This is a genomic window from Sorangium sp. So ce381 (assembly GCF_051473845.1).
Taxonomy (GTDB): domain Bacteria; phylum Myxococcota_A; class Polyangia; order Polyangiales; family Polyangiaceae; genus Sorangium; species Sorangium atrum.
The window spans coordinates 4,906,682-4,925,162 of record NZ_CP150336.1 but is presented as its reverse complement, the minus strand read 5'-3'; the positions used below and the strand labels follow the sequence as shown (position 1 = coordinate 4,925,162).

At 71.8% G+C, this 18,481-nt stretch carries 15 protein-coding genes; 8 read left to right on the top strand and 7 right to left on the bottom strand.

Going from position 1 to position 18,481, the window contains the following annotated elements:
* Nucleotides 1-103: 103 nt before the first annotated feature.
* Genes WMF29_RS18480 through WMF29_RS18460 form a run of 5 tightly spaced genes read left to right on the top strand, consistent with a single transcriptional unit; the run spans nucleotide 104 to nucleotide 3,886 of the window.
* The gene (locus WMF29_RS18480; protein WP_437330104.1) at nucleotides 104-706 is read left to right on the top strand and encodes a cysteine hydrolase family protein; all 603 of its coding nucleotides are present in this window, start codon (nucleotides 104-106) and stop codon (nucleotides 704-706) included.
* A 3-nt stretch (nucleotides 707-709) separates the two neighbouring features.
* A complete protein-coding gene (locus WMF29_RS18475; protein WP_437330103.1) occupies nucleotides 710-1,555 on the top strand; it encodes an ABC transporter permease in 846 nt (281 codons plus the stop codon).
* The gene (locus WMF29_RS18470) at nucleotides 1,552-2,397 is read left to right on the top strand and encodes an ABC transporter ATP-binding protein (protein WP_437330102.1); all 846 of its coding nucleotides are present in this window, start codon (nucleotides 1,552-1,554) and stop codon (nucleotides 2,395-2,397) included. Before WMF29_RS18475 ends, WMF29_RS18470 begins: the two co-directional genes overlap by 4 nt.
* The gene (locus tag WMF29_RS18465) at nucleotides 2,394-3,434 is read left to right on the top strand and encodes an aliphatic sulfonate ABC transporter substrate-binding protein (protein ID WP_437330101.1); all 1,041 of its coding nucleotides are present in this window, start codon (nucleotides 2,394-2,396) and stop codon (nucleotides 3,432-3,434) included. The genes WMF29_RS18470 and WMF29_RS18465 overlap by 4 nt, the downstream gene beginning before the upstream one ends.
* Entirely contained in the window at nucleotides 3,431-3,886 is a 456-nt protein-coding gene (locus tag WMF29_RS18460; protein ID WP_437330100.1) for a nucleoside deaminase, read from the top strand. Before WMF29_RS18465 ends, WMF29_RS18460 begins: the two co-directional genes overlap by 4 nt.
* Here the strand turns inward: WMF29_RS18460 and WMF29_RS18455 are convergent.
* Entirely contained in the window at nucleotides 3,873-4,229 is a 357-nt protein-coding gene (locus tag WMF29_RS18455; RefSeq protein WP_437330099.1) for a hypothetical protein, read from the bottom strand. The two genes, WMF29_RS18460 and WMF29_RS18455, sit on opposite strands and share 14 nt — an antisense overlap.
* A gap of 51 nt (nucleotides 4,230-4,280) precedes the next feature.
* Here WMF29_RS18455 and WMF29_RS18450 point away from each other — a divergent pair, with 51 nt between their 5' ends.
* A complete protein-coding gene (locus WMF29_RS18450; RefSeq protein ID WP_437330098.1) occupies nucleotides 4,281-5,888 on the top strand; it encodes an amidohydrolase family protein in 1,608 nt (535 codons plus the stop codon).
* Here the strand turns inward: WMF29_RS18450 and WMF29_RS18445 are convergent.
* From WMF29_RS18445 to WMF29_RS18430, 4 genes are all read right to left on the bottom strand, one after another.
* The gene (locus WMF29_RS18445; protein ID WP_437330097.1) at nucleotides 5,856-6,839 is read right to left on the bottom strand and encodes an asparaginase; all 984 of its coding nucleotides are present in this window, start codon (nucleotides 6,837-6,839) and stop codon (nucleotides 5,856-5,858) included. The two genes, WMF29_RS18450 and WMF29_RS18445, sit on opposite strands and share 33 nt — an antisense overlap.
* Before the next feature lie 24 nt (nucleotides 6,840-6,863).
* On the bottom strand, nucleotides 6,864-7,826 hold the full coding sequence (locus WMF29_RS18440) for an SMP-30/gluconolactonase/LRE family protein (RefSeq protein WP_437330096.1): 963 nt from the start codon (nucleotides 7,824-7,826) through the stop codon (nucleotides 6,864-6,866).
* Entirely contained in the window at nucleotides 7,745-9,037 is a 1,293-nt protein-coding gene (locus WMF29_RS18435; protein ID WP_437330095.1) for a DUF1552 domain-containing protein, read from the bottom strand. The genes WMF29_RS18440 and WMF29_RS18435 overlap by 82 nt, the downstream gene beginning before the upstream one ends.
* A 183-nt stretch (nucleotides 9,038-9,220) precedes the next feature.
* The gene (locus WMF29_RS18430) at nucleotides 9,221-12,568 is read right to left on the bottom strand and encodes a kelch repeat-containing protein (RefSeq protein ID WP_437330094.1); all 3,348 of its coding nucleotides are present in this window, start codon (nucleotides 12,566-12,568) and stop codon (nucleotides 9,221-9,223) included.
* A 549-nt stretch (nucleotides 12,569-13,117) separates the two neighbouring features.
* Here WMF29_RS18430 and WMF29_RS18425 point away from each other — a divergent pair.
* Together WMF29_RS18425 and WMF29_RS18420 are read left to right on the top strand one after the other, a co-directional pair.
* Entirely contained in the window at nucleotides 13,118-16,330 is a 3,213-nt protein-coding gene (locus tag WMF29_RS18425; RefSeq protein ID WP_437330093.1) for an SNF2-related protein, read from the top strand.
* Nucleotides 16,327-17,250: an SWIM zinc finger family protein gene (locus tag WMF29_RS18420; protein ID WP_437330092.1), complete on the top strand. Its 924-nt coding sequence runs from the start codon at nucleotides 16,327-16,329 to the stop codon at nucleotides 17,248-17,250. The genes WMF29_RS18425 and WMF29_RS18420 overlap by 4 nt, the downstream gene beginning before the upstream one ends.
* Before the next feature lie 8 nt (nucleotides 17,251-17,258).
* On the opposite strand, the gene minE is transcribed toward WMF29_RS18420, so the two are convergent.
* Together minE and minD are read right to left on the bottom strand one after the other, a co-directional pair.
* The gene (gene minE, locus WMF29_RS18415; RefSeq protein ID WP_437330091.1) at nucleotides 17,259-17,573 is read right to left on the bottom strand and encodes a cell division topological specificity factor MinE; all 315 of its coding nucleotides are present in this window, start codon (nucleotides 17,571-17,573) and stop codon (nucleotides 17,259-17,261) included.
* A 12-nt stretch (nucleotides 17,574-17,585) separates the two neighbouring features.
* Complete coding sequence (minD, locus tag WMF29_RS18410) at nucleotides 17,586-18,413, bottom strand: septum site-determining protein MinD (RefSeq protein ID WP_437330090.1); 828 nt, start codon at nucleotides 18,411-18,413, stop codon at nucleotides 17,586-17,588.
* Nucleotides 18,414-18,481: the final 68 nt, after the last annotated feature.

Sequence of the window (18,481 nt, the reverse complement as noted above, 5' to 3'; positions counted from 1 at the left end):
TGCATTCCCGGCTGATGTAGATGCGGTCGGTTCACCACTTTACCACACCTCAGGGAGCTCGACGCGCACGGTGTCCCCTGCGCGTCGAACGTCCAGGCCAGCGATGACGCCGCGTATCCGCCCGTTGCCCCTCGACCAGATCCGCCCCGCCACCACCGCCCTCCTCGTCATCGACATGCAGCGCGACTTCGTCGAGGAGGGCGCGCCCTGCGAGGCGCGCGGGGCGCTCGAGATCGTGCCGAGAATCAACGCGCTCGTCGCGTGGGCGAGAGGGCGTGATCTGCCCGTCGTCTTCACGCAGGAGATGCACAGGGCCGATCGGTGCGACTTCGGCATCGAGCTGGAGTTCGAGCCGCTGCACTGCATCGAGGGATCCCGCGGCGCGGAGATGGTCGATGGGCTGCGGATCGAGCCGCAGGATCATCGGATCTTCACCAAGCGGCGCTACGACTGTTTTCTGGGCACCGACCTCGACCTGCTGCTCCGGTGCAAGCGGGTGGAGAACCTCATCTGCTGCGGCGTGTGCACGAACATCTGCGTGCTCAGCACCGTGCTCACCGCGAGGAACCTGGATTACCGCGTGCTGCTCCCGGTCGACGCCGTGGCCGGGACCTCACGGGAGCTCCACGACGCCGCGATCCTCTGCATGAGCAACGCGTTCGCCTACGTCACCGAGAGCGCCTCGGTGATGCAGCTCTTCGGCTGACGGATGCCCGGCGACCGAGCGCCGCGGGCCCCGTCGCGACAGTGCGAGCGACCACCGCCGCGCTGGCTCGCGCTCGGCCGCCCCGTTCCCGCCCGGGTCCGTCTCGCGCTCGGCGCGGCGAGCTTCCTCGCCACCCTCGCGGCGTACGCCTGGCTCACGGGCCGCGACGGGGTGAACACCGCCCTCGCTCCCACGCTCGCGAGCATCGGGCGGGCGACGGCCGACGCGCTCGGCTCGGCGGAGCTCTGGCTGGACGTCCGCTACAGCTTCCTGCGGGTCACGGCCGGGTTCGTGGCCGCCGCGCTCCTCGCGGTGCCGCTCGGCGTGCTCGCCGGCGCGTTCCGATCGATCGCCGCGCTGATCGAGCCGCCGACCGAGTTCCTCCGCTACGTCCCCGTGCCGGCGCTGATCCCGCTCGTCATGATCGCTGCGGGCATCGGCGAGGGCGCGAAGGTCCTCCTCGTCTTCCTGGGGACCTTCTTCCAGCTGCTGCTCATGACCGCGGACGAGGTGCGGCGGGTCCCGGCGCCGCTGCTCCAGGTCAGCCAGAGCCTCGGAGCCACCCGGCGGGAGATCGTCTGGCGCGTGCTGGCCCCGGCCGCCCTCCCCGGCATCTGGAGCGCGCTGCGCATGTGCAACGGGTGGGCGTGGAGCTACGTCGTCGTCGCGGAGCTCGTGGCCGCCACCGAGGGCCTCGGCTTCCGCGTCCTCAGGTTCTATCGCTTCATCCAGACGCCCAGCATCTACGCGTACCTGGCGGTGCTGGGCGCGATTGGCCTTGGGCTCGACTGGGCGTTCGGCGCGGCGCACCGCCGGCTCTTCCGCTGGGCCAGGGGGCGCGACTCGTGACGCTCTCCGTGCGCGGCGTCAGCAAGGCGTACGCCGGTCGCCGCGGCGAGACCGGCGCCCTCTGCCCGCTCGACCTCGATGTCGGCGAGGGCGAGTTCGTGAGCCTCGTGGGCCCCTCCGGGTGCGGGAAATCGACGCTGCTGCACATCGTCGCGGGGCTCGAGCCGGCGACCACCGGGACCGTCACGCTCGGCGGCGAACGCGTCCTCGGCCCCGGCGCCGAGCTCGGCGTCGTGTTCCAGCAACAGACGCTCTTCCCGTGGCTCAGCGTGCTGGAGAACGTCCGCTTCCCGCTGACGCTGGCCCGCCACCGCGGCCGGGCGCGGCAGGCCGGCTCCGAGCGAGAGGCGGACCGCGTCGAGCGCCTGCTGCGCCTCGTCGATCTGTGGGACTTCCGCGACAGCGCGCCCGCGGAGCTGAGCGGCGGCATGCAGCAGCGCGCCGCGCTGGCGCGGGCGCTCGCCGCGCAGCCGGAGGTGCTGCTGATGGATGAGCCGTTCGGCGCCCTCGACGCCCAGACACGTGAGGAGATGCAGGGGCTCCTGCTCCATGTGATCCGACATCACCGGATCACGACGCTCTTCGTCACCCACGACGTGGATGAGGCCCTGATCCTGTCCGATCGCGTGCTGGTCTTCTCCGAGCGCCCCGGCCGCGTCGTGGCCACCTTCGACGTGCCGGTACCCCGGGCGGATCGCTCACCCGACCTCAAGCTCGACGAGGCGTTGCTGCGCCTCAAACGGGATATTCTCTCGCTCCTGCGGGGGAAGGCCCGCCCCGAGGAGCAGCGCCGCCGCTTGCTCCTCGGGCTCACGCATACGCCGAGGGGAGAGGATCCATGAACCGAAGGACCGTCGTGCTAGAGCTCGGGGCAGCGCTCGCCTGCCTCCTCCTGTCGCCAGGCTGCTCGAAGAAGGACGAGCCAGCGCGCGAGATGCCCGCCGCCGCCGCGCCGGGCGAGAAGCCCGGGGCCGCGGCGAACGCGCCGGTGAAGCTGACCGTGGGACACGACATGTGGATCGGCTATGCGGGCGTGTTCATCGCGAACGAGCTCGGGCTGTTCAAGCAGGCTGGCCTCGACGTCGAGCTCAAGCCGTTCTCGAACCCCGGGGACACGCTGCCGGCGCTGGCCGCGGGGAAGCTCGATATCGGCCTGACGACCCTGCAGAACCTGGCCGTGCTGAGCGGCAACGGCGACACGGACGTCGTGGGCATCGCGCTCATCGACAGCTCGAACGGCGCGGACGCGGTGGTGGCGAAGGAGGGGGTCGCGTCCATGGCCGATCTCAAGGGCAAGACGGTCGCGCTCACCCTCGGCGAGGTCAATCACATGCTGTTCCTCGCCGGCCTGAAGAAGTCCGGGCTCTCCACGGACGACGTGAAGGTCACGAGCATGAGCGCAGACGATGCCGGGGCCGCGTTCGTGGCGGGGAAGGTCGACGCCGCGGTCACCTGGGAGCCGTGGATCACCAAGGCGACCAAGGGCGGAGGTCGCGTGATCTTCTCGAGCGCCAGCGTCCCCGACACCATCATGGACGCGGTGGCCGTGCGCCGATCGCGGCTCGCCGAGTCCGGCGACGCCTGCTCGCGGTTCATCGGCGCCATCGATCAGGGGGTGCGCGTCCTGCGCGGCGAGCCCGACAAGGCCATTCCCATCATCGGAAAGTACTTGAACGCTCCGCCCGAGGACGTGAAGGGCATGCTGGCCGGCGACAAGATCTACGACCTGGCCGACAACAAGCAGCTCTTCGGCACGGCGGAGAAGGCCGGCCCCGTGTACGCCTCGATGAAGGCGGTGGTCGACTTCGCGGTCGAGTCCAAGCTCGTCAAGAAGGCGCCGGCGCCGGAGTCGCTGCTCGACCCGAGGCTCGTCCGATGAGCCGCGACGAGGAGCTCATGGCGCGCGCGCTGGAGCTCGCGCGCGGCGCGCAGCGCGCGGGCGAGCCGCCGTTCGGCGCCCTTTTGGCCGCCCCCGACGGCACCGTCGTGGCCGAGGCGACCGACGAGGTGAACGCCCAGCGCGACTTCACGTGGCACGCCGAGGTCGGCGCCGTACGCCGCGCGTGCGCGGCCGCCGGGCCGGACCTCACGGGCTACACGCTGTACACCACCGTGGAGCCCTGCCCGATGTGCTTCACCGCCGCCTGGCTCGCCCGGGTGAGCCGCGTCGTCTTCGGCTGCACGATGCAGGAGGTCACGGCGGCGACCGGCGGCGCGCAGCGCGAGCTGGCCGTCCCCGCGCGCTGGATGAACGAGAACTCCGGCGCGCCCGTCGACCTCGTCGGCGGCGTCCTCGCCGATCGGTGCCTCGCGCTCTTCAGCCCGTCGTGACGCGCTCGCCCGCGCCGACAGGACCGGCGATCCCGCGTTCAGGAAGCGCTTTCTGGAGAGCATCTCCGCCGACGCCCGCACGCTGACGCTCGCCCGCGCGCGGCTCAAGGAAGATGCCTCCTCGGCCCGGCACGTGCCCTCGTAAGGTTTCCGCGAGGGCGGACAGCATCGGTCCGGATTGAGTGTTGCTCAGGAAGCAGCCGCGCTGAATCGGTGCTCGATTCCGAGCAACGCGCGGGCAGAGCGCGCCGGAGAGACGCCGAGATCCGCGGTCGAGCAGCGACATGGAGGCAACGGCGTCGAGGCACGCAGGTTGCAGATTGCCGCGCGCCAGCACGGCCATCGATCTCACACCGGCGACATCGGCGCGCCCAACCCCTTTCCGGAGTCTTTCATGACTGACCGTATCGCTCGTCTCAAGGCCTCGCCCTCCGTGGCTGTCAAGGAGAAGCTCGATTACCCCGTCATCGACACGGACATCCACACCAACGATTACTCGCCGGCGCTGGAGGATTTCGTCGCCACGTACGGAGGCGCCAAGCTCGTCGACGACCTGCGCAAGGCGCTGAGCTCCCGCCGCCGCAACGCGGAGAACAGCAGCGGCAAGGACTGGTACAGCCAGACGCCCGAGGAGCGGCAGCACTACCGCACGGTCAGGTCGCCGTGGTGGGCGCGGGTGACGCGCAACACGCTGGACGTGGCCACGTACCACCTGCCGGAGCTGCTCGCCGAGCGCCTCGAGGAGCAAGGGTCCGATTACTCGGTCCTGTTCCCGAACAACACCCTCGCGCCGCTCGCCGTGAAGGACCCGGGCTCGCGGCAGGCGCTCCAGCGCGCGATCAACCATTACCACGCGGAGCTGTTTCGCAAGTACAGCGACCGCCTCACCCCGGTCGCCGGCATCCCGCTGAACACGCCCGAGGAGGGCATCGAAGAGCTGGAGTTCGCCGTCAAGAAGCTGGGGCTCAAGGCGATCAACATCGCCGGCGGCGTGCGCCGCCCCATCAAGGCGATCGCGGAGAAGTACCCGCCGGCGCACCACCCGGAGATCGCGAAGTACGCGACGTACATCGACTTCTACGGCATCGACAGCGAGTACAACTACGATCCTTTCTGGGCGAAGGTGGTCGAGCTCGGCGTGCCTGTCCTCACCCATTACGGGAGCCAGGGCTGGACGGGGCGCTCGTCGATCAGCAACTACATGAACAACCACGTCGGCCACTTCGCCGACGGCTCGGAGGCGTTCGCCAAGGCGCTGTTCTTCGGCGGCGTCACCCGCCGCTTCCCCGGGCTGCGCATCGGCATGCTCGAGGGCGGGGCGGACTGGGGCGCGCGGGTCTACATCCACCTGGTCGACCGCTTCCAGAAGCGCGGCCCGGAGGGCCTGAAGCACTACGACCCCGCGGCGACCGACCGCGCGCTCTTCACAGAGCTCTTCCGGCGCTACGGCGCGGATCTCGCAAAGCTCGCAAACGGGCGCTCCATCGAGGGCGAGCAGCTGATCGCCGACACGCTGGGGGCCGGGTACACGAGCGACGCCCGCCAGCCGGCGCCGGAGTACCGCAACGATTTCGAGGCCGCGGGCATCGAGAAGATCGAGGACATCCGCGACCGCTGGGTCAACAACTTCTTCTTCGGATCCGAGTCCGACGACCGCACCATCGCGTCCGCGTTCAACGCCAAGGCGAACCCGCTCGGCGTGAAGATCAACGCCATCTACTCCTCCGACGTCGGCCACTGGGACGTCCCCGACCTGACCGAGGCGCTCGCGGAGAGCTGGAAGCTCGTGGAGGAGGGCGTCCTCAGCGCCGAGGACTTCAAGGCCTATGTCTTCGAGAACCCGTACAAGCTCTATACGGAGGCCAACGCGAGCTTCTTCAAGGGCACGCGGGTCGAGGAGAAGCTGAAGCGCAAGGCGGGCGCCGGTGACGAGCGGCGCGGCCCGCAACCGGGCTCGAGGAGCGAGGGTCTACCCGGCAAGCCGGTCGAAATACGCGCGTAGCGCCGCAGCGTCGAGCCCTGCCCCGAGCGCGAACATCAGCGCGAGCCTCGCCTTGGGCCCCGAGAGCGCGCCCGCGGCGATCACCCCGAGGTCCCGGAGCCGCCGCCCGCCGCCGGGCGCGCCGTACGTCGGCGTGACCCGCCCGCCGGGGCAGCGCGAGCTGAGCACCACCGGCGTGCCGGCCTGCACCAGCGCGCCGATCGCCCCCTCCCAGCTCCCGCAGACGTTCCCCGCGCCCGAGCCCTCGATCACCACCCCGCGCGCCCCTGCCTCGAGGAGCGCGCGTAGGAGGAGATCGTCCATCCCGGACGCCATCTTCACGAGGTAGACCCGCGGCTCGGGCGGCGCGAGCGGCAGCGTCGGCGTCCTCGCGGGGCGCGCGTGGACGCGGACGCCCTCGCCGTCGACCCAGCCGAGCGGCCCCACGCCCGGCGAGGCGAACGTGCCAAGCGCGGTCGTGTGGGTCTTCATCACGCACCGCGCGGCGTGGATCTCGTCGTTCAGCGCGACGAGCACGCCGAGCCCCCGCGCCGACGGGTCGACCGCGATCCGCGCGGCCGAGACGAGGTTGAGCGGGCCGTCGGTCCCCGCGGTGCTCGCGTCCCGCATCGCCCCTGTGAGCACCACCGGGGTGTCCCCGTCGAGCAGCAGATCCAGCGCGAACGCCGTCTCCTCGAGCGTGTCCGTGCCGTGGGTGACGACGACGCCGGCCACCTCTGGATCGAGCTGAAGATCGCGCACGGCGACCGCGAGCGCCGCGATCCTGTCCGGGCCGAGGTTCCAGCTGCTCTCGAGGCAGAACTCGGTGACCGCGATCTCTGCGACGCGGCCGAGCGCGGGCACGTCGGCGACGAGCTCCTCCGCGCGGACGGCGGGCACGGCGGCGCCCGTCTTCGGGTCGACGCGGCTCGCGATGGTGCCGCCGGTGGTGACGAGGTGGACACGAGGCATGGCTGGTTGTTGGCGTGAAGCCGATCAGCGCATGTGCGCGAGCGGGAGCCCCGCGACGGGCGCGCGGAACGTGAGGAGGTGGGGCATCGCCAGCGACCCCATGTAGCACGTGCGGAGATCGGGGCCGCCGAACGCGATGCTCGTGGGCAGCTGCAGGGTGTTCCCCGCGCAGGCGCCGAGATCGGCCGGCTCGATGGTGCCGTTCCTCTGCTTCAGGGTCATCGCCTCGAGGACCGCAGGGCGCGGATCCTCGAAGACGGTCTGGTAGCTGCCGTCCGGGAAGATCACCGCGAGGCCGTTGCGACAGACGGCCGCCACCCAGATGTTGCCCTCGGCGTCGAAGGCGAAGCCATCCATGTACCCGCCGATGCCGAGGCTATCGGGCCCGAACTGCTCGGGATCGCCGAGGCTGCCGTCGTCGCGCACCGGGAACCGGAGGAGGCGGCCGGGGACGGTCTCGACGGCGTACAGGAACCGCTCGGCGGCGTCGAGGCGGACCTCGTTCGTCAAGCTGAGGCCGTCGGCCACGATGCGAGCGCCCTTCTCGTCGACGAGCACGATGTACCCATCGCGGATGCTGCCCACGACCGCCGTCCACCACGGGAGATGCCGTGTCGTGACGGAGATCCAGAGGCGATCCCGCGAGTCGATGAAGCAGAAGTTCACGGCGCCGAGGGGCTTGCCGTCGATGGAGTCGAGGAGGACCTCGGACCGGCCGTCGCGGTGGAGCTTGTGGATCTTGCCGCCGGACATGCTGGCGACGATGAGGTTGCCCTGCCGATCCATCGCCATGCCGTTCGGCTCGGGCACCTCGGGGCCGAGGGTCGCCTGCCTGCCATCCGGCTCGATGCGCGTCGCGATGCCGCGAGCATCCGAGGTCCAGAGCGTGCCGCCGGGCTCGGCGATCACGCACTCCGGCCGGACAAGGCCTTGACCGACGTACTCGATCCGAGACAGCTCGAGGGTGAAACCCCTGACAGATGACATCCAATGACCTCCCGGCACGGCGCCGCGCCGCGCCCGCTCGACGCGGGCGAGCATAACACCCCCCTCGACGATGGGGACATCTCGATCAGGCGCACCGCCCCGAGGCCGACAGGCTCGGGAGCGAGCATGTCGATCGCACCCGGGACGCAGGTGCCCGTCATGCCCGCATTGTTCAGGCGACGCGAGAGGCTGGCGCTCTCGAGCGTCACGCCGAGCCCCTTGAAGACGTAGTTCCCGGGGTATTTCAGGAGGATGACGGGGGTCGCGTTGCACGCCGCCGCGAGCACGGCGAGGTTCGAGCAGAGGTCCGCTCCATCCATGCTGTCCGAGATTCGCCGCGTCAGCATGTCGTCGACGCTCGGGCGCGTGATCGCCAGGTCGACGTTTTCTCGCGTCGCACCGAGCGCCGTGGCCAGTGACGTGTTGCACTGCGCAGAAGCCACCACGTTTCCTGTCGAGCTGAGGAGCTCCTTCCAGGCCGCGAGCTTCTGCTTGTCGGCACGGCTCATGTCGAACCGCTCGAGCCTCTGCAGGTCATCCTTCACGATGTCGACGACGCTCTTGCCGCGCATCGCCGCGTAGGTGTCCGGAGACGTCGGCTTCCCCGCCTCGAAGAGGCCCGTGAGGCTGCTGAAGGCCTGCGACGCGTTGACGCCCCTGAAGAGGGTCACGGCGGCCGAGTAGGAGATCGCCGCCTGAGGGTTTTCGTTCTGACCAGCCGTGTTCAAGAGCAACGGAGTGCCTTGCGGGCTGAGCTGTCGTGCGATGACGTGGTCCAGCGAGGGACCGGTCGGTTGGGCGTTGAACTTCGTATCCGCGTTGAAGCTGAACGGGTCGTCGCTGTTGGGGGTGACCGGGTGGCAAGTGAAGTACGACCCGTTCACCTGCGTGTGGGGATCGTTCCCCTGCCCCCGCTCCAGCTTCGCCGTCCACTCGTTCATCGCGCGGATCCCTCGGGGCATGAGGAGCTTGTCGGCGTGAGGCGCCAGGTGCTTGAGCGTCGTCGACTGGAGGTCCGCGGCGGTGAGCGGGCCGTGCGACTTCTTCGGGAACCACCGCGTCGTGATGCAGCCATAGGGCGTGAACATCACGATCAGCCGCTTCGGCGGCGTGGCCGGCTGCGCCATCACGGTGCGGTCGACGATCGACCCGAGGAACGGCGCCGCGACGCAAGCTCCGCCCAGCCCCCGGAGGAAAATTCTTCGGTTCATGCGCTTTGACATGGTCGTATTTTCCTGCCTCAATGGAGGAAACCGCCCGGCTGCCACTCGGAACGCCCTCGGATGCCCGAGCTTGCCACGGCTCCATGTCCCCCTAATCCCCGGGGATCCGTGATCGTATTTGGATTTCGCTCGCCGGGATCGACCGACGTCACGTCGAGCTGCGCGAGCGGCTCACGCAGCGCCGCGGATCCTCACGGCGCGCCGGCGCAGGCGCAGGGCAGCGAGCCCCCCGACGAGGACGAGCCATGCGGGTGTCCCCTGGATTCCGGGCCCCATCTGGCAATGCCAACCACCGATGGCGCCGCCTGGCGGGCCGCCACCAGCGCCGCTCTGTGCGCCGGTGTCACCGGCGCTCCCCCCTTCGCCGGTCCCGCTGATAGCGCCTGCGCTCGTGCTCGTGGTGCCGTCGCTACCGCCAGCACCGCTGGCATCGCCCCCGCTGCCGCCAGCACCGCTGACATCGCCCCCGCTGCCGCCAGCACCGCTGGTAGCGCCTCCGCTGCCGCCAGCACCGCTGGTAGCGCCTCCGCTGCCGCCAGCACCGCTGGTAGCGCCTCCGCTGCCGCCAGCACCGCTGGTAGCGTCGCCGCTGCCGCTCACGCCACCGCCGCTGCCGCTGGCGTCACCGCCAGCGCCGCTGGCAGCATCGCCACTGCCACCGCTGCCGCTCACGCCACCGCCGCTGCCGTCACCGCCAGCGCCGCTGGCAGCATCGCCACTGCCACCACTGGCGCTCACGCCAGCGCCGCTGCCGCCGGCACCGCTTGTAGCATCGCCGCTGCCGCCGCTGGCATCACCGCCGCTGCCGCCGGCGCCGCTTGTAGCATCGCCGCTGCCGCCGCTGCCGCCGCTGGCATCACCGCCGCTGCCGCCGGCGCCACCCTCTCCGCCTGCGCCCGGCAAGCATACGCCAGCCTGGCACACCCCTGTGCTCGGGCCCTGCCCAGGAACATAGAAGTGCACGAGGGGGGAAGGGTAGTACGCACTGCCGAGCGAGCCGCCCGCCATCAGAACGCGGCCATCATGCAGCCGCGCCACCGCGCCATGGGTGAGCGGGATGTTCACGGCTGGCCCCGGCGACCAGATGTCCCTCGCCGGATCGTAAAGTTCAACCGTATAATCGAGCGAATACGGGCCTTCCAGCTCACCCGCCACGAGCACCCTGCCGTCGGCAAGGAGCACCGTCGCATTGACATAATACCGCCGGGCGACCATCTCCGCCGCTGGCGCCCAGGTGTCGCTCTCCGGATCATAGAGCTCGGCTGTCGTGAGGGCTACGCCATCGTGGCTTCTCCCCACCACGAGCACCCTGCCATCCTGGAGCAGCGTGGCCGCATGCGACGTGCGTGCCTGGCTCATCGAAGCCACAGGCGTCCAGACGTCGGCCGCCGGGTCATACACCTCCGCGCTCGCCGATTGGTTGCCGCCGCCCGTGACGAGCACCCTGCCGTCCTGGAGCAGCGTCGCCCTGTGCTGGAATCGCCGCACATTCAGGGGCGCGACGAGGGTCCAGACGTTCGTGGTGGGGTCATACACCTCCGCGGATTCGTCGTTGCCGGCCGCGACGAGCACCCTGCCGTCCTGGAGCAGCGTCGCCGTGCCGATACTGTGCTTCCGGAGCATGGACGCGGCCTGCACCCATGCTCCCGTGGCCGGGTTGAACCGGTCCACGCGATCATCGCTGATCACGAGGACCGTGCCGTCATGCAGCAGCGTGGTGTGCACGATCGATCGCACCTGCGGAGCCCCCCCGATGAGCTGCCATTGGTCCATGCTCGGGTCGTAGCGCATCCACCTCCAGCGCACGGGGGAGCTGCTCTCCAGCCCGACCACCAGCACCGTGCCGTCCTCCAGCACCGCGGCGATGCCCGCGCTCTTCATCTCGTCCGGCATCCGCGCCGCGGTCTGCCAGGCATCCGGCGTCCCCGCGACATCGCAGCGCGCGCCGTCCGGCTTCTCGGGCGCGGGCCCCGAGCACCCGAGCGCAGCATCGCATGCGGGAGCCTCGTGACAGCCGTCCGGCGGCTGGCAGCTCGCCGGGCTCGCCGCGACGCAGGCGCCCGCCTCGCACGCGCTCGTCGCGGAGCACACCTCGGCGTCGTCGCACGGGGTGCCGTCGGGCGCAGGGGCGCCGCCGGCGCAGGTCCCCGCCTCGCAGACGCCCCCCTTGAGGCACGCGCCCGTGTCGTCGCAGGGCGTGCCCGAGATCGGCGTGCAGGCGCCGTCCTTCGTGGCGCCCGCCGAGGCCGCGCACGCGTCGCACGGACCGGCGCAGGCCGCATCGCAGCAGACCGAATCCGCGCAGAAGCCGCTCGCGCAGTCGCCGCCGGCCTGGCAGGCCGCGCCGAGCGGCGCGCGCTCGTGGAACAGCAGGGCGGAGCCCGTCGGCACCGGCACGCCGCCGGGCGAGCCGGACGCGACGAGCCCGCCGGCGATCAGGACGCTGCCGTCGTCGAGGCTCGTCGCCGTGTGATACCCGCGCGCCATCGTCTCCGGCGGCTCCACCTCGAGGGGTACCCAGAAAGCCTTCGCCGGATCATACAGCTCCAGCGCGGCGCTGAACTCGCTGTAGCGCCACTCGTTCAAGTAGGCGCCATTTTCGTCCTGGATTCCGCAGAGGTACGTCACCATGCCTCCTGTCAGGAGGACGCTTCCGCTGGGAAGCAGCGAGACGCCCAGGCCCATGTCGTAGTCCTCGGGCGGGTAGCATTCAGGATACGGGTAATAGAACGGGTCATGCCCCGGGATCGCCACCCAGAGGTTCTCCTCGGGGAGGTAAAGCTGCGAGGGGTGCATGTTCGCGAACGGATATCCGCCCACGAAGAGGACGTCGCCGCTGGCGAGCCGCGTCGCGGGGTACTGCATGGCCCCGCCGAGGTACCCGGAGGCCGGTGTCCAGGAATCGGTCTCTGGATCGTAGATGTTGCCGCGGCCGAAGCCCGCCGCGAGCACGCGGCCGTCGCGGAGCAACGTCGCGCTCGTGGCGGTCATGCCGCTCAGCGACCGGATGGGCGTCCAAGTGCCCGCGGCGTCATCATAGATGCTGCCCGCGAGGGCGCCCGACGCGCGGCCGAGCATCAACAGCTTGCCGCTCGGGAGGGTCACGGCGTGAGGCGTCGTGAGCGCCGGAGTCAGGGGCGCCGCCGCGCTCCACAGATCGAGCTCGGGAGAATAGACCTCGACATGCTCGCCGTCCGTCGAGAGGGCCAGCCCGCTCGGCAGGACGGCCGTCGCGGCGACGTCGCGGAGCGGGCTGCGAAGCGGCGCTGCGGGCGTCCACGTCTTGCTCGCCGGGCCGTAGACCTCGACCTCCCGGAGGAGCACGGTCCCGTCGCTGCCGTGACCCCCCGCCACGAGCACCCGGCCATCCTGGAGCAACGTGGCCGTATGCCCGCTGCGCGGGGTGATCATCGGGGGCAAGCGCTCCCAGGACGGCGTTCCATCGGCCCAGACCTGCCCCGAAGGCAACACCACCGCCGCGCAGGCCAGAGCAACGCCCAGGTACCAGCTCGTTCGCATTCAGTTTCTCCTTCGCCGCCCTCTGATGCCTCCCGGTCACTCGACGTTCAGCTCCTGGAACAACGTCGGGGCCAACGGTCGCAAGGACCCTTCACCTTCTTGAACTATGTTGACGAAGCATTCCGCGCGACCCGGCGGTGTGCCTTCCAGCGCGTCCAGGACCACGAGACGGATGCCGCGGGCCTCACGGGCACGGCGAGCGGGCCGCCGAAGCGGACCACGCGGCGGCCTGCCTCTCGCGCGGCGCCCCGGCGGCCCAGGCGCCCCTGCGCGCGCTCGGCATCAACCGACCGCTCGAGCTCGCCATGCTCCCAGCGCAGCATGCTGCGACGTCCATTCCCTCGAGCCACGATCTTTTTCCATGAGATGTTCTCCAACCCTCCCGATCATAGGTTTCAAACAAATTCTGGCAATTCGCAGCGATGACAGGCAATGGGTCACACCCGTGATTCAGCCGGAGTGCTCCCGTCCGGCCCATCGCTTTTTTGGCTCACGACGCGTGAAGCCCCCTTTTCGCCGTCGCCGTCTGTGCAATGGATCTGCGCGTCGATGCCGCTCGTCTTTCTGCCCGGCGATCTCCGCTTCTTCCTCTGGGACGACACGGCCGTGGATCAGCTCGCGGCCCGGTCGCTCGGCGCGACGACCCCGGCGGAGGCGGTCGTGGTCTCCGAGGCGGGCCGGGCCGTGAGGAAGACCGGAGAGGCCGCGGCGCTCCTCGACGGCCTGTCCGCGCTCGCCAGCATGGCCCAGGACGACCTCGGGCGAGCTCCGCCGTCCGTGGCCGCGTGGAGCCTGGCGAGCAAGCTCGCGCTCGATCTCGTGGTGCGCGAGCGGGTCGTGCCCCGCGTGGTGCCGGCCGGCGCCGCAGGGGGGCGCACGGAGGCCCGCTGGGCGGTGTCGCTCGCCGCCCCGGAGGACGCCGCGCGCGTCGCGGCGCTCGCCCGGGCCATGCCGCCGGCCGCACACGCGGTGCCGGCGGGCGCGCAGGCCGCGCACGCTCACGACGGCCGCGGGCGCTCCCGGGCGCACGCCGCCGCGGAGGTCTGGTCCGCCGAGGCCCTGCTGCGCGCCTTCCTGGACGCCGCGGCCGACGCGCTCGCGCGCGGCGGCGCCACCGATCGCCCGGCGCGCGCGCCGCGCCCCGCGCACGCCCCGTGGGAGCGTCGGCTGGTGCTCGCCCTGACGGGTCCGCAGCGCGCCTTCGCCGCGGAAGGGCTCGCCGAGCGCGCGCTCGTGGCCGATCTCGACGCATGGATCCGGCCCGCGCTCGGCGCCTGCGACGCGCTGCGCGCCTGCTTCCGGCTGGAGCTGCCCCAGGGCGACCGCGGCTTCGTGCTCCGCTTCCTGCTGCAGGCGACCGACGATCCCAGCCTGCTCGTGCCCGCCGCCGACGTGTGGAAGACCCAGGGGCGCACGCTGAAGGCGCTCGGGCGCGCCTTCTCCGACGCCGAGGAGGTCCTCCTCGGCGCGCTCGGCGCCGCGGCGCGGCTCTTCGCGCCGATCGCCCGGGCCCTCGGCGAGGCGCGGCCGGAGCGCGTGGACCTCGACCCCGCGGAGGCGTGGGCCTTCCTCGCGCAGGCCGCGCCGGCGCTGGGCGAGGCCGGGTTCGGCGTGGTCGTGCCGGGCGAGCTCCTGGCCTCGGGGCAGCGCCGCCTGCGCCTTCGCATGCGCGTCGGCGCGGCGCGCCGCACGGCCGGCGTCGTCGCGGGCAGCGCCGGGCTCGGCCTCGACGAGGCGCTCGATTTCGCGTGGGAGGCGGCGCTCGGCGACGAGGCGCTCTCCGCGCGCGAGCTCGCCGCCCTCGCGCGGCAGAAATCGCCGCTCGTCCGGCACCGCGGGGCCTGGGTGGCCGTGGTCCCCGAGGAGCTCGCCGAGATAGCGCGGCGCCTCGAGGCCGGCGGCGGTCGCATCTCGGCGCGCGAGGCGCTGGAGGGCGCGCTCGCCGGCGAGACCCACGTCGACGGCCTGGCCGTGCCTGTGGTCGCCGAGGGCGCGCTCGCGCGCGCGATGGAGCGGCTCCGCTCGGGCGCCCAGCGCGCCGCCGCGCCGCCCGCGGGGTTCGTGGGGACGCTGCGCCCGTACCAGGCGCGCGGCGTCGCCTGGCTGCAGACGATGGCGAGCCTCGGCCTGGGCGCCTGCCTCGCCGACGACATGGGCCTGGGCAAGACCGTCCAGCTGCTCGCGTTCCTTGTCGGCCGGCGGGCGGCGGCGCCCGAGGACACGCGCCCGACGCTGCTCGTCGCCCCGACGTCGGTCGTCGGCAACTGGGAGCGGGAGGCGGCGCGGTTCGCCCCTGCCCTGCCCCTCGTGCGGCACTACGGCGAGGGGCGCGCCCGCTCGGCCGAGGAGCTCGCGACGCGGGCCTCCGACGCGAGCGAGCGGCCCGCCCAGGGAAGCGACGGCGGCGCGCGCAGCGCGGGCGGCGGGCTCGTCCTGACCACGTACGGCCTGCTCCGCCGCGACGCCGCGGCGCTCGCCGGCGTCGACTGGGCGGCGGTCGTGCTGGACGAGGCGCAGAACATCAAGAACGCCTCGTCGCGCACCGCCCGCGCCGCGCGCGCGCTCCGCGCCCCGCATCGCGTCGCAATGACCGGAACGCCCGTCGAGAACCGCCTCGCCGAGCTCTGGTCGATCCTCGAGTTCGCGAACCCCGGACTGCTCGGCCCGCTCGAGGCGTTCCGGCGCGCCTACGCGGTGCCCATCGAGCGCTACGGCGACCGGAAGGCCGCAGAGCGGCTCCGGCGCGTCGCCGGATCGTTCTTGTTGCGACGCATCAAGAACGACCCCGCCGTGCTTCAGGACCTTCCGCCCAAGGACGAGGCCAGGGTCTTCTGCACGCTCACGCGCGAGCAGGTGACGCTCTACCAGGCGGCGCTCGACGAGGCGATGCGCCGCATCGAGGAGGCCGAGGGTATCGAGCGGCGCGGGCTCGTGCTCTCGCTGCTGACGGTGCTCAAGCAGATCTGCAACCACCCGGCGCAGTGCCTCAGGGAGGCGGGGCCGCTCGCGGGCCGGTCGGGCAAGCTCGCGCGGCTCACCGAGATGCTCGAGGAGGCGCTCGCGGCGGGCGATCGCGCGCTCGTGTTCACGCAGTTCCGCGAGATGGGCGACCGGCTCGTCCGGCACCTCGCGCCCTCGCTCGACACGGAGGTCCTCTTCCTGCACGGCGGCACGCCGAGGCTCGCGCGCGACGAGATGGTGCGGCGGTTCCAGGACGATCCGCGGGGGCCGCGCGTCTTCGTCCTCTCGCTGAAGGCCGGCGGCGCGGGGCTCAACCTGATGGCGGCGAGCCACGTGTTCCACTTCGATCGCTGGTGGAACCCCGCGGTCGAGGATCAGGCGACGGACCGCGCGCACCGGATCGGGCAGCGGCGCGCGGTGCAGGTCCACAAGCTCGTCTGCGCGGGCACCGTGGAGGAGAAGGTCGACCGGATGCTGGAGCAGAAGCGCGATCTGGCGGCGCAGGTGGTCGGCCAGGGCGAGGCGTGGATCACCGAGCTCGACGACGCGGCGCTGCGCGAGCTGTTCGCGCTGTCGAGGGACGCCGTGACCGGCGCGGGCGAGCTGGACGATCGCGAGGAGCCGGAGCCGGACCCTGCGAAGGAGCGCGGCGACGCGCTGGACGGGCGCGGCGTGCCGGAAGGCGAGCGCGGCGCTCACGAAGGCGGCCGCCCGCGCGCGCGGCAGGTGCGCCGGGCGGAGGGCGGGCGCACGGGCGCGAGGCGCCAGGTGGACCGACCGCGGGGAGGAGCGCCAACATGAGCCCGCCGCCGCGATGGGCGCCGTTCCACCGGGAGGCCGGGCCGAAGCCGCCGCCGCCGGCGCGAGGCATCCGGATGAAGCGGGCCGGCACGACCTGGTGGGGCAAGCGCTGGGTGGAGGCGCTGGAGCGGATGGCGCCGGACGACGCGGGCCGCCTCGCGCGCGGGCGCACGTACGCGCGCGCGGGCAGGACGCACGATCTCACGGTGAAGCCCGGCCTCGTGACCGCGCGCGTGACCGGCTCGCAGCCGAGGCCGTACAAGGTGATCCTCACGATCGCGCGGCTCGACGACGCCACCTGGGCGAAGGCGATCGCCGCCATGGCGAAGCAGGCGAGCTTCGCGGCGGCGCTCCTCGCGGGCCAGATGCCGGAGGAGATCGAGACCGCGTTCCAGAGCGCCGGGACGAGCTTGTTCCCGGAGCGGCCGGAGGACCTCACCACGGCGTGCTCGTGCCCCGACGCAGCGAACCCCTGCAAGCACGTCGCGGCGACGCACTACGTGCTCGGGGAGGCGTTCGACAAGGACCCCTTCCTGCTGTTCGAGCTGCGCGGGCGCACGCGCGAGCAGGCGATCGAGGCGATCCGCGCCGCGCGGGGCGCCCCTGCGCGCGCCAGGCGGGCGGGCGCCGGCAAAGGCGCCCCCTGCGCCGGTGAGACACCGGCGATCGCGACGGTGACGCCCGGCAAGATGGCGGCGAAGGACTACGACGCCTGGCGCGAGGCGCCGCCGGCGCTCGACGTGGCGCTGGACCCACCCGCGGCCCACGCGGCGCTCCTGTCGCAGCTCGGCGCGCCGCCAGGCTGGACCGAGGAGCGCTCTCCGGCGGATCTCTTCGGACCGCTCCTCCGGGCGGCGTCGGAGCGGGCGCGGGAGATCGCGATGGCGGAGGGCGCGCCACGGGCGCGAGGGCGCGGCTGAGGCGCGCGTCAGCAGTTCCGCGCGGCCGGGGCGCTCGCCCGGGTCGCCGCGGCGCGCACCGCCGCCTTCTCCGACTCGGAGAGCACGACGTTCAGCTCGAGCACGTCGCAATCGCCGCTCCGCTCCACGTTCACGCTCACCTGGTCCAGGTCGATCCGCTCGTACTTCGAGATCACCTGGAGCAGCTCCTGCTTGAGCCGCGGCAGGTAGTCCGGCTCGCCCGTCGGGCGCACGCGCTCGCGCGCCACGATGATCTGCAGACGCTCCTTCGCCACGCTGGCCGACTTCGGCTGCGACTTACGGAAATAGTCCATGATCGACATGGCAGAACTCCCTCAGACGGTCGCCGCCTGGCCGCCAAAAATCCGGCTGAAGAACCCCTTCTTGGCCGGCTCCAGGAAGCGGTGGGGGCGGTCCGCGCCAAGGAAGCGCTGGACCACGTCGAGGTAGGCCTGCGCCGCGTCGCTCGTCGGATCGAGGACCACGGGCGTCCCGGCGTTCGACGCCTGGAGCACCGCCGGCGACTCCGGGATCACGCCGAGCAGCGGGATGCCGAGGAGCTCCAGCACGTCCTGGTGCGCCAGCATCTCGCCCTTGGCGACGCGCGCCGGCGCGTACCGCGTGAGCAGGAGGTGCGTCTTCACCGCCTCCTCGCCGAGCTCCGCCCTGCGGGTCTTCGCGTCCAGGAGGCCGAGCACGCGATCCGAGTCCCGCACCGAGGAGACCTCGGGGTTCGTCACCACGATCGCCTCGTCGGCGAAATACATCGCCATCTGCGCGCCCCACTCGATCCCCGCCGGCGAGTCGCAGAAGATGTACTCGAAGCCGCCGCCCCGCAGCTCGTCGAGGATGCGCCCGATGCCGTCGAGCGTGAGGGCGTCCTTGTCCCGCGTCTGCGACGCGGGGAGCACGTAAAGCGAATCGAGCCTCTTGTCGCGGATCACCGCCTGACGGAGCGTCGCCTCTCCGCGGATCACGTTGACGAGATCGTAGACCACGCGCCGCTCGCACCCCATCACGAGATCGAGGTTGCGGAGCCCCACGTCGAAATCGATGGCGATCGTCTTGCAACCGACGGCCGCGAGGCCGGCCGCGAGGTTTGCGGTCGTGGTGGTCTTGCCGACTCCGCCTTTGCCCGAGGTGACGACGACTACCTTTGACACCAGAAACCTCCTTGAGATGGTTCGAGAGACGTGGCCTGTCCTACGGCCGAGCCCGCGCGGATGCCCGC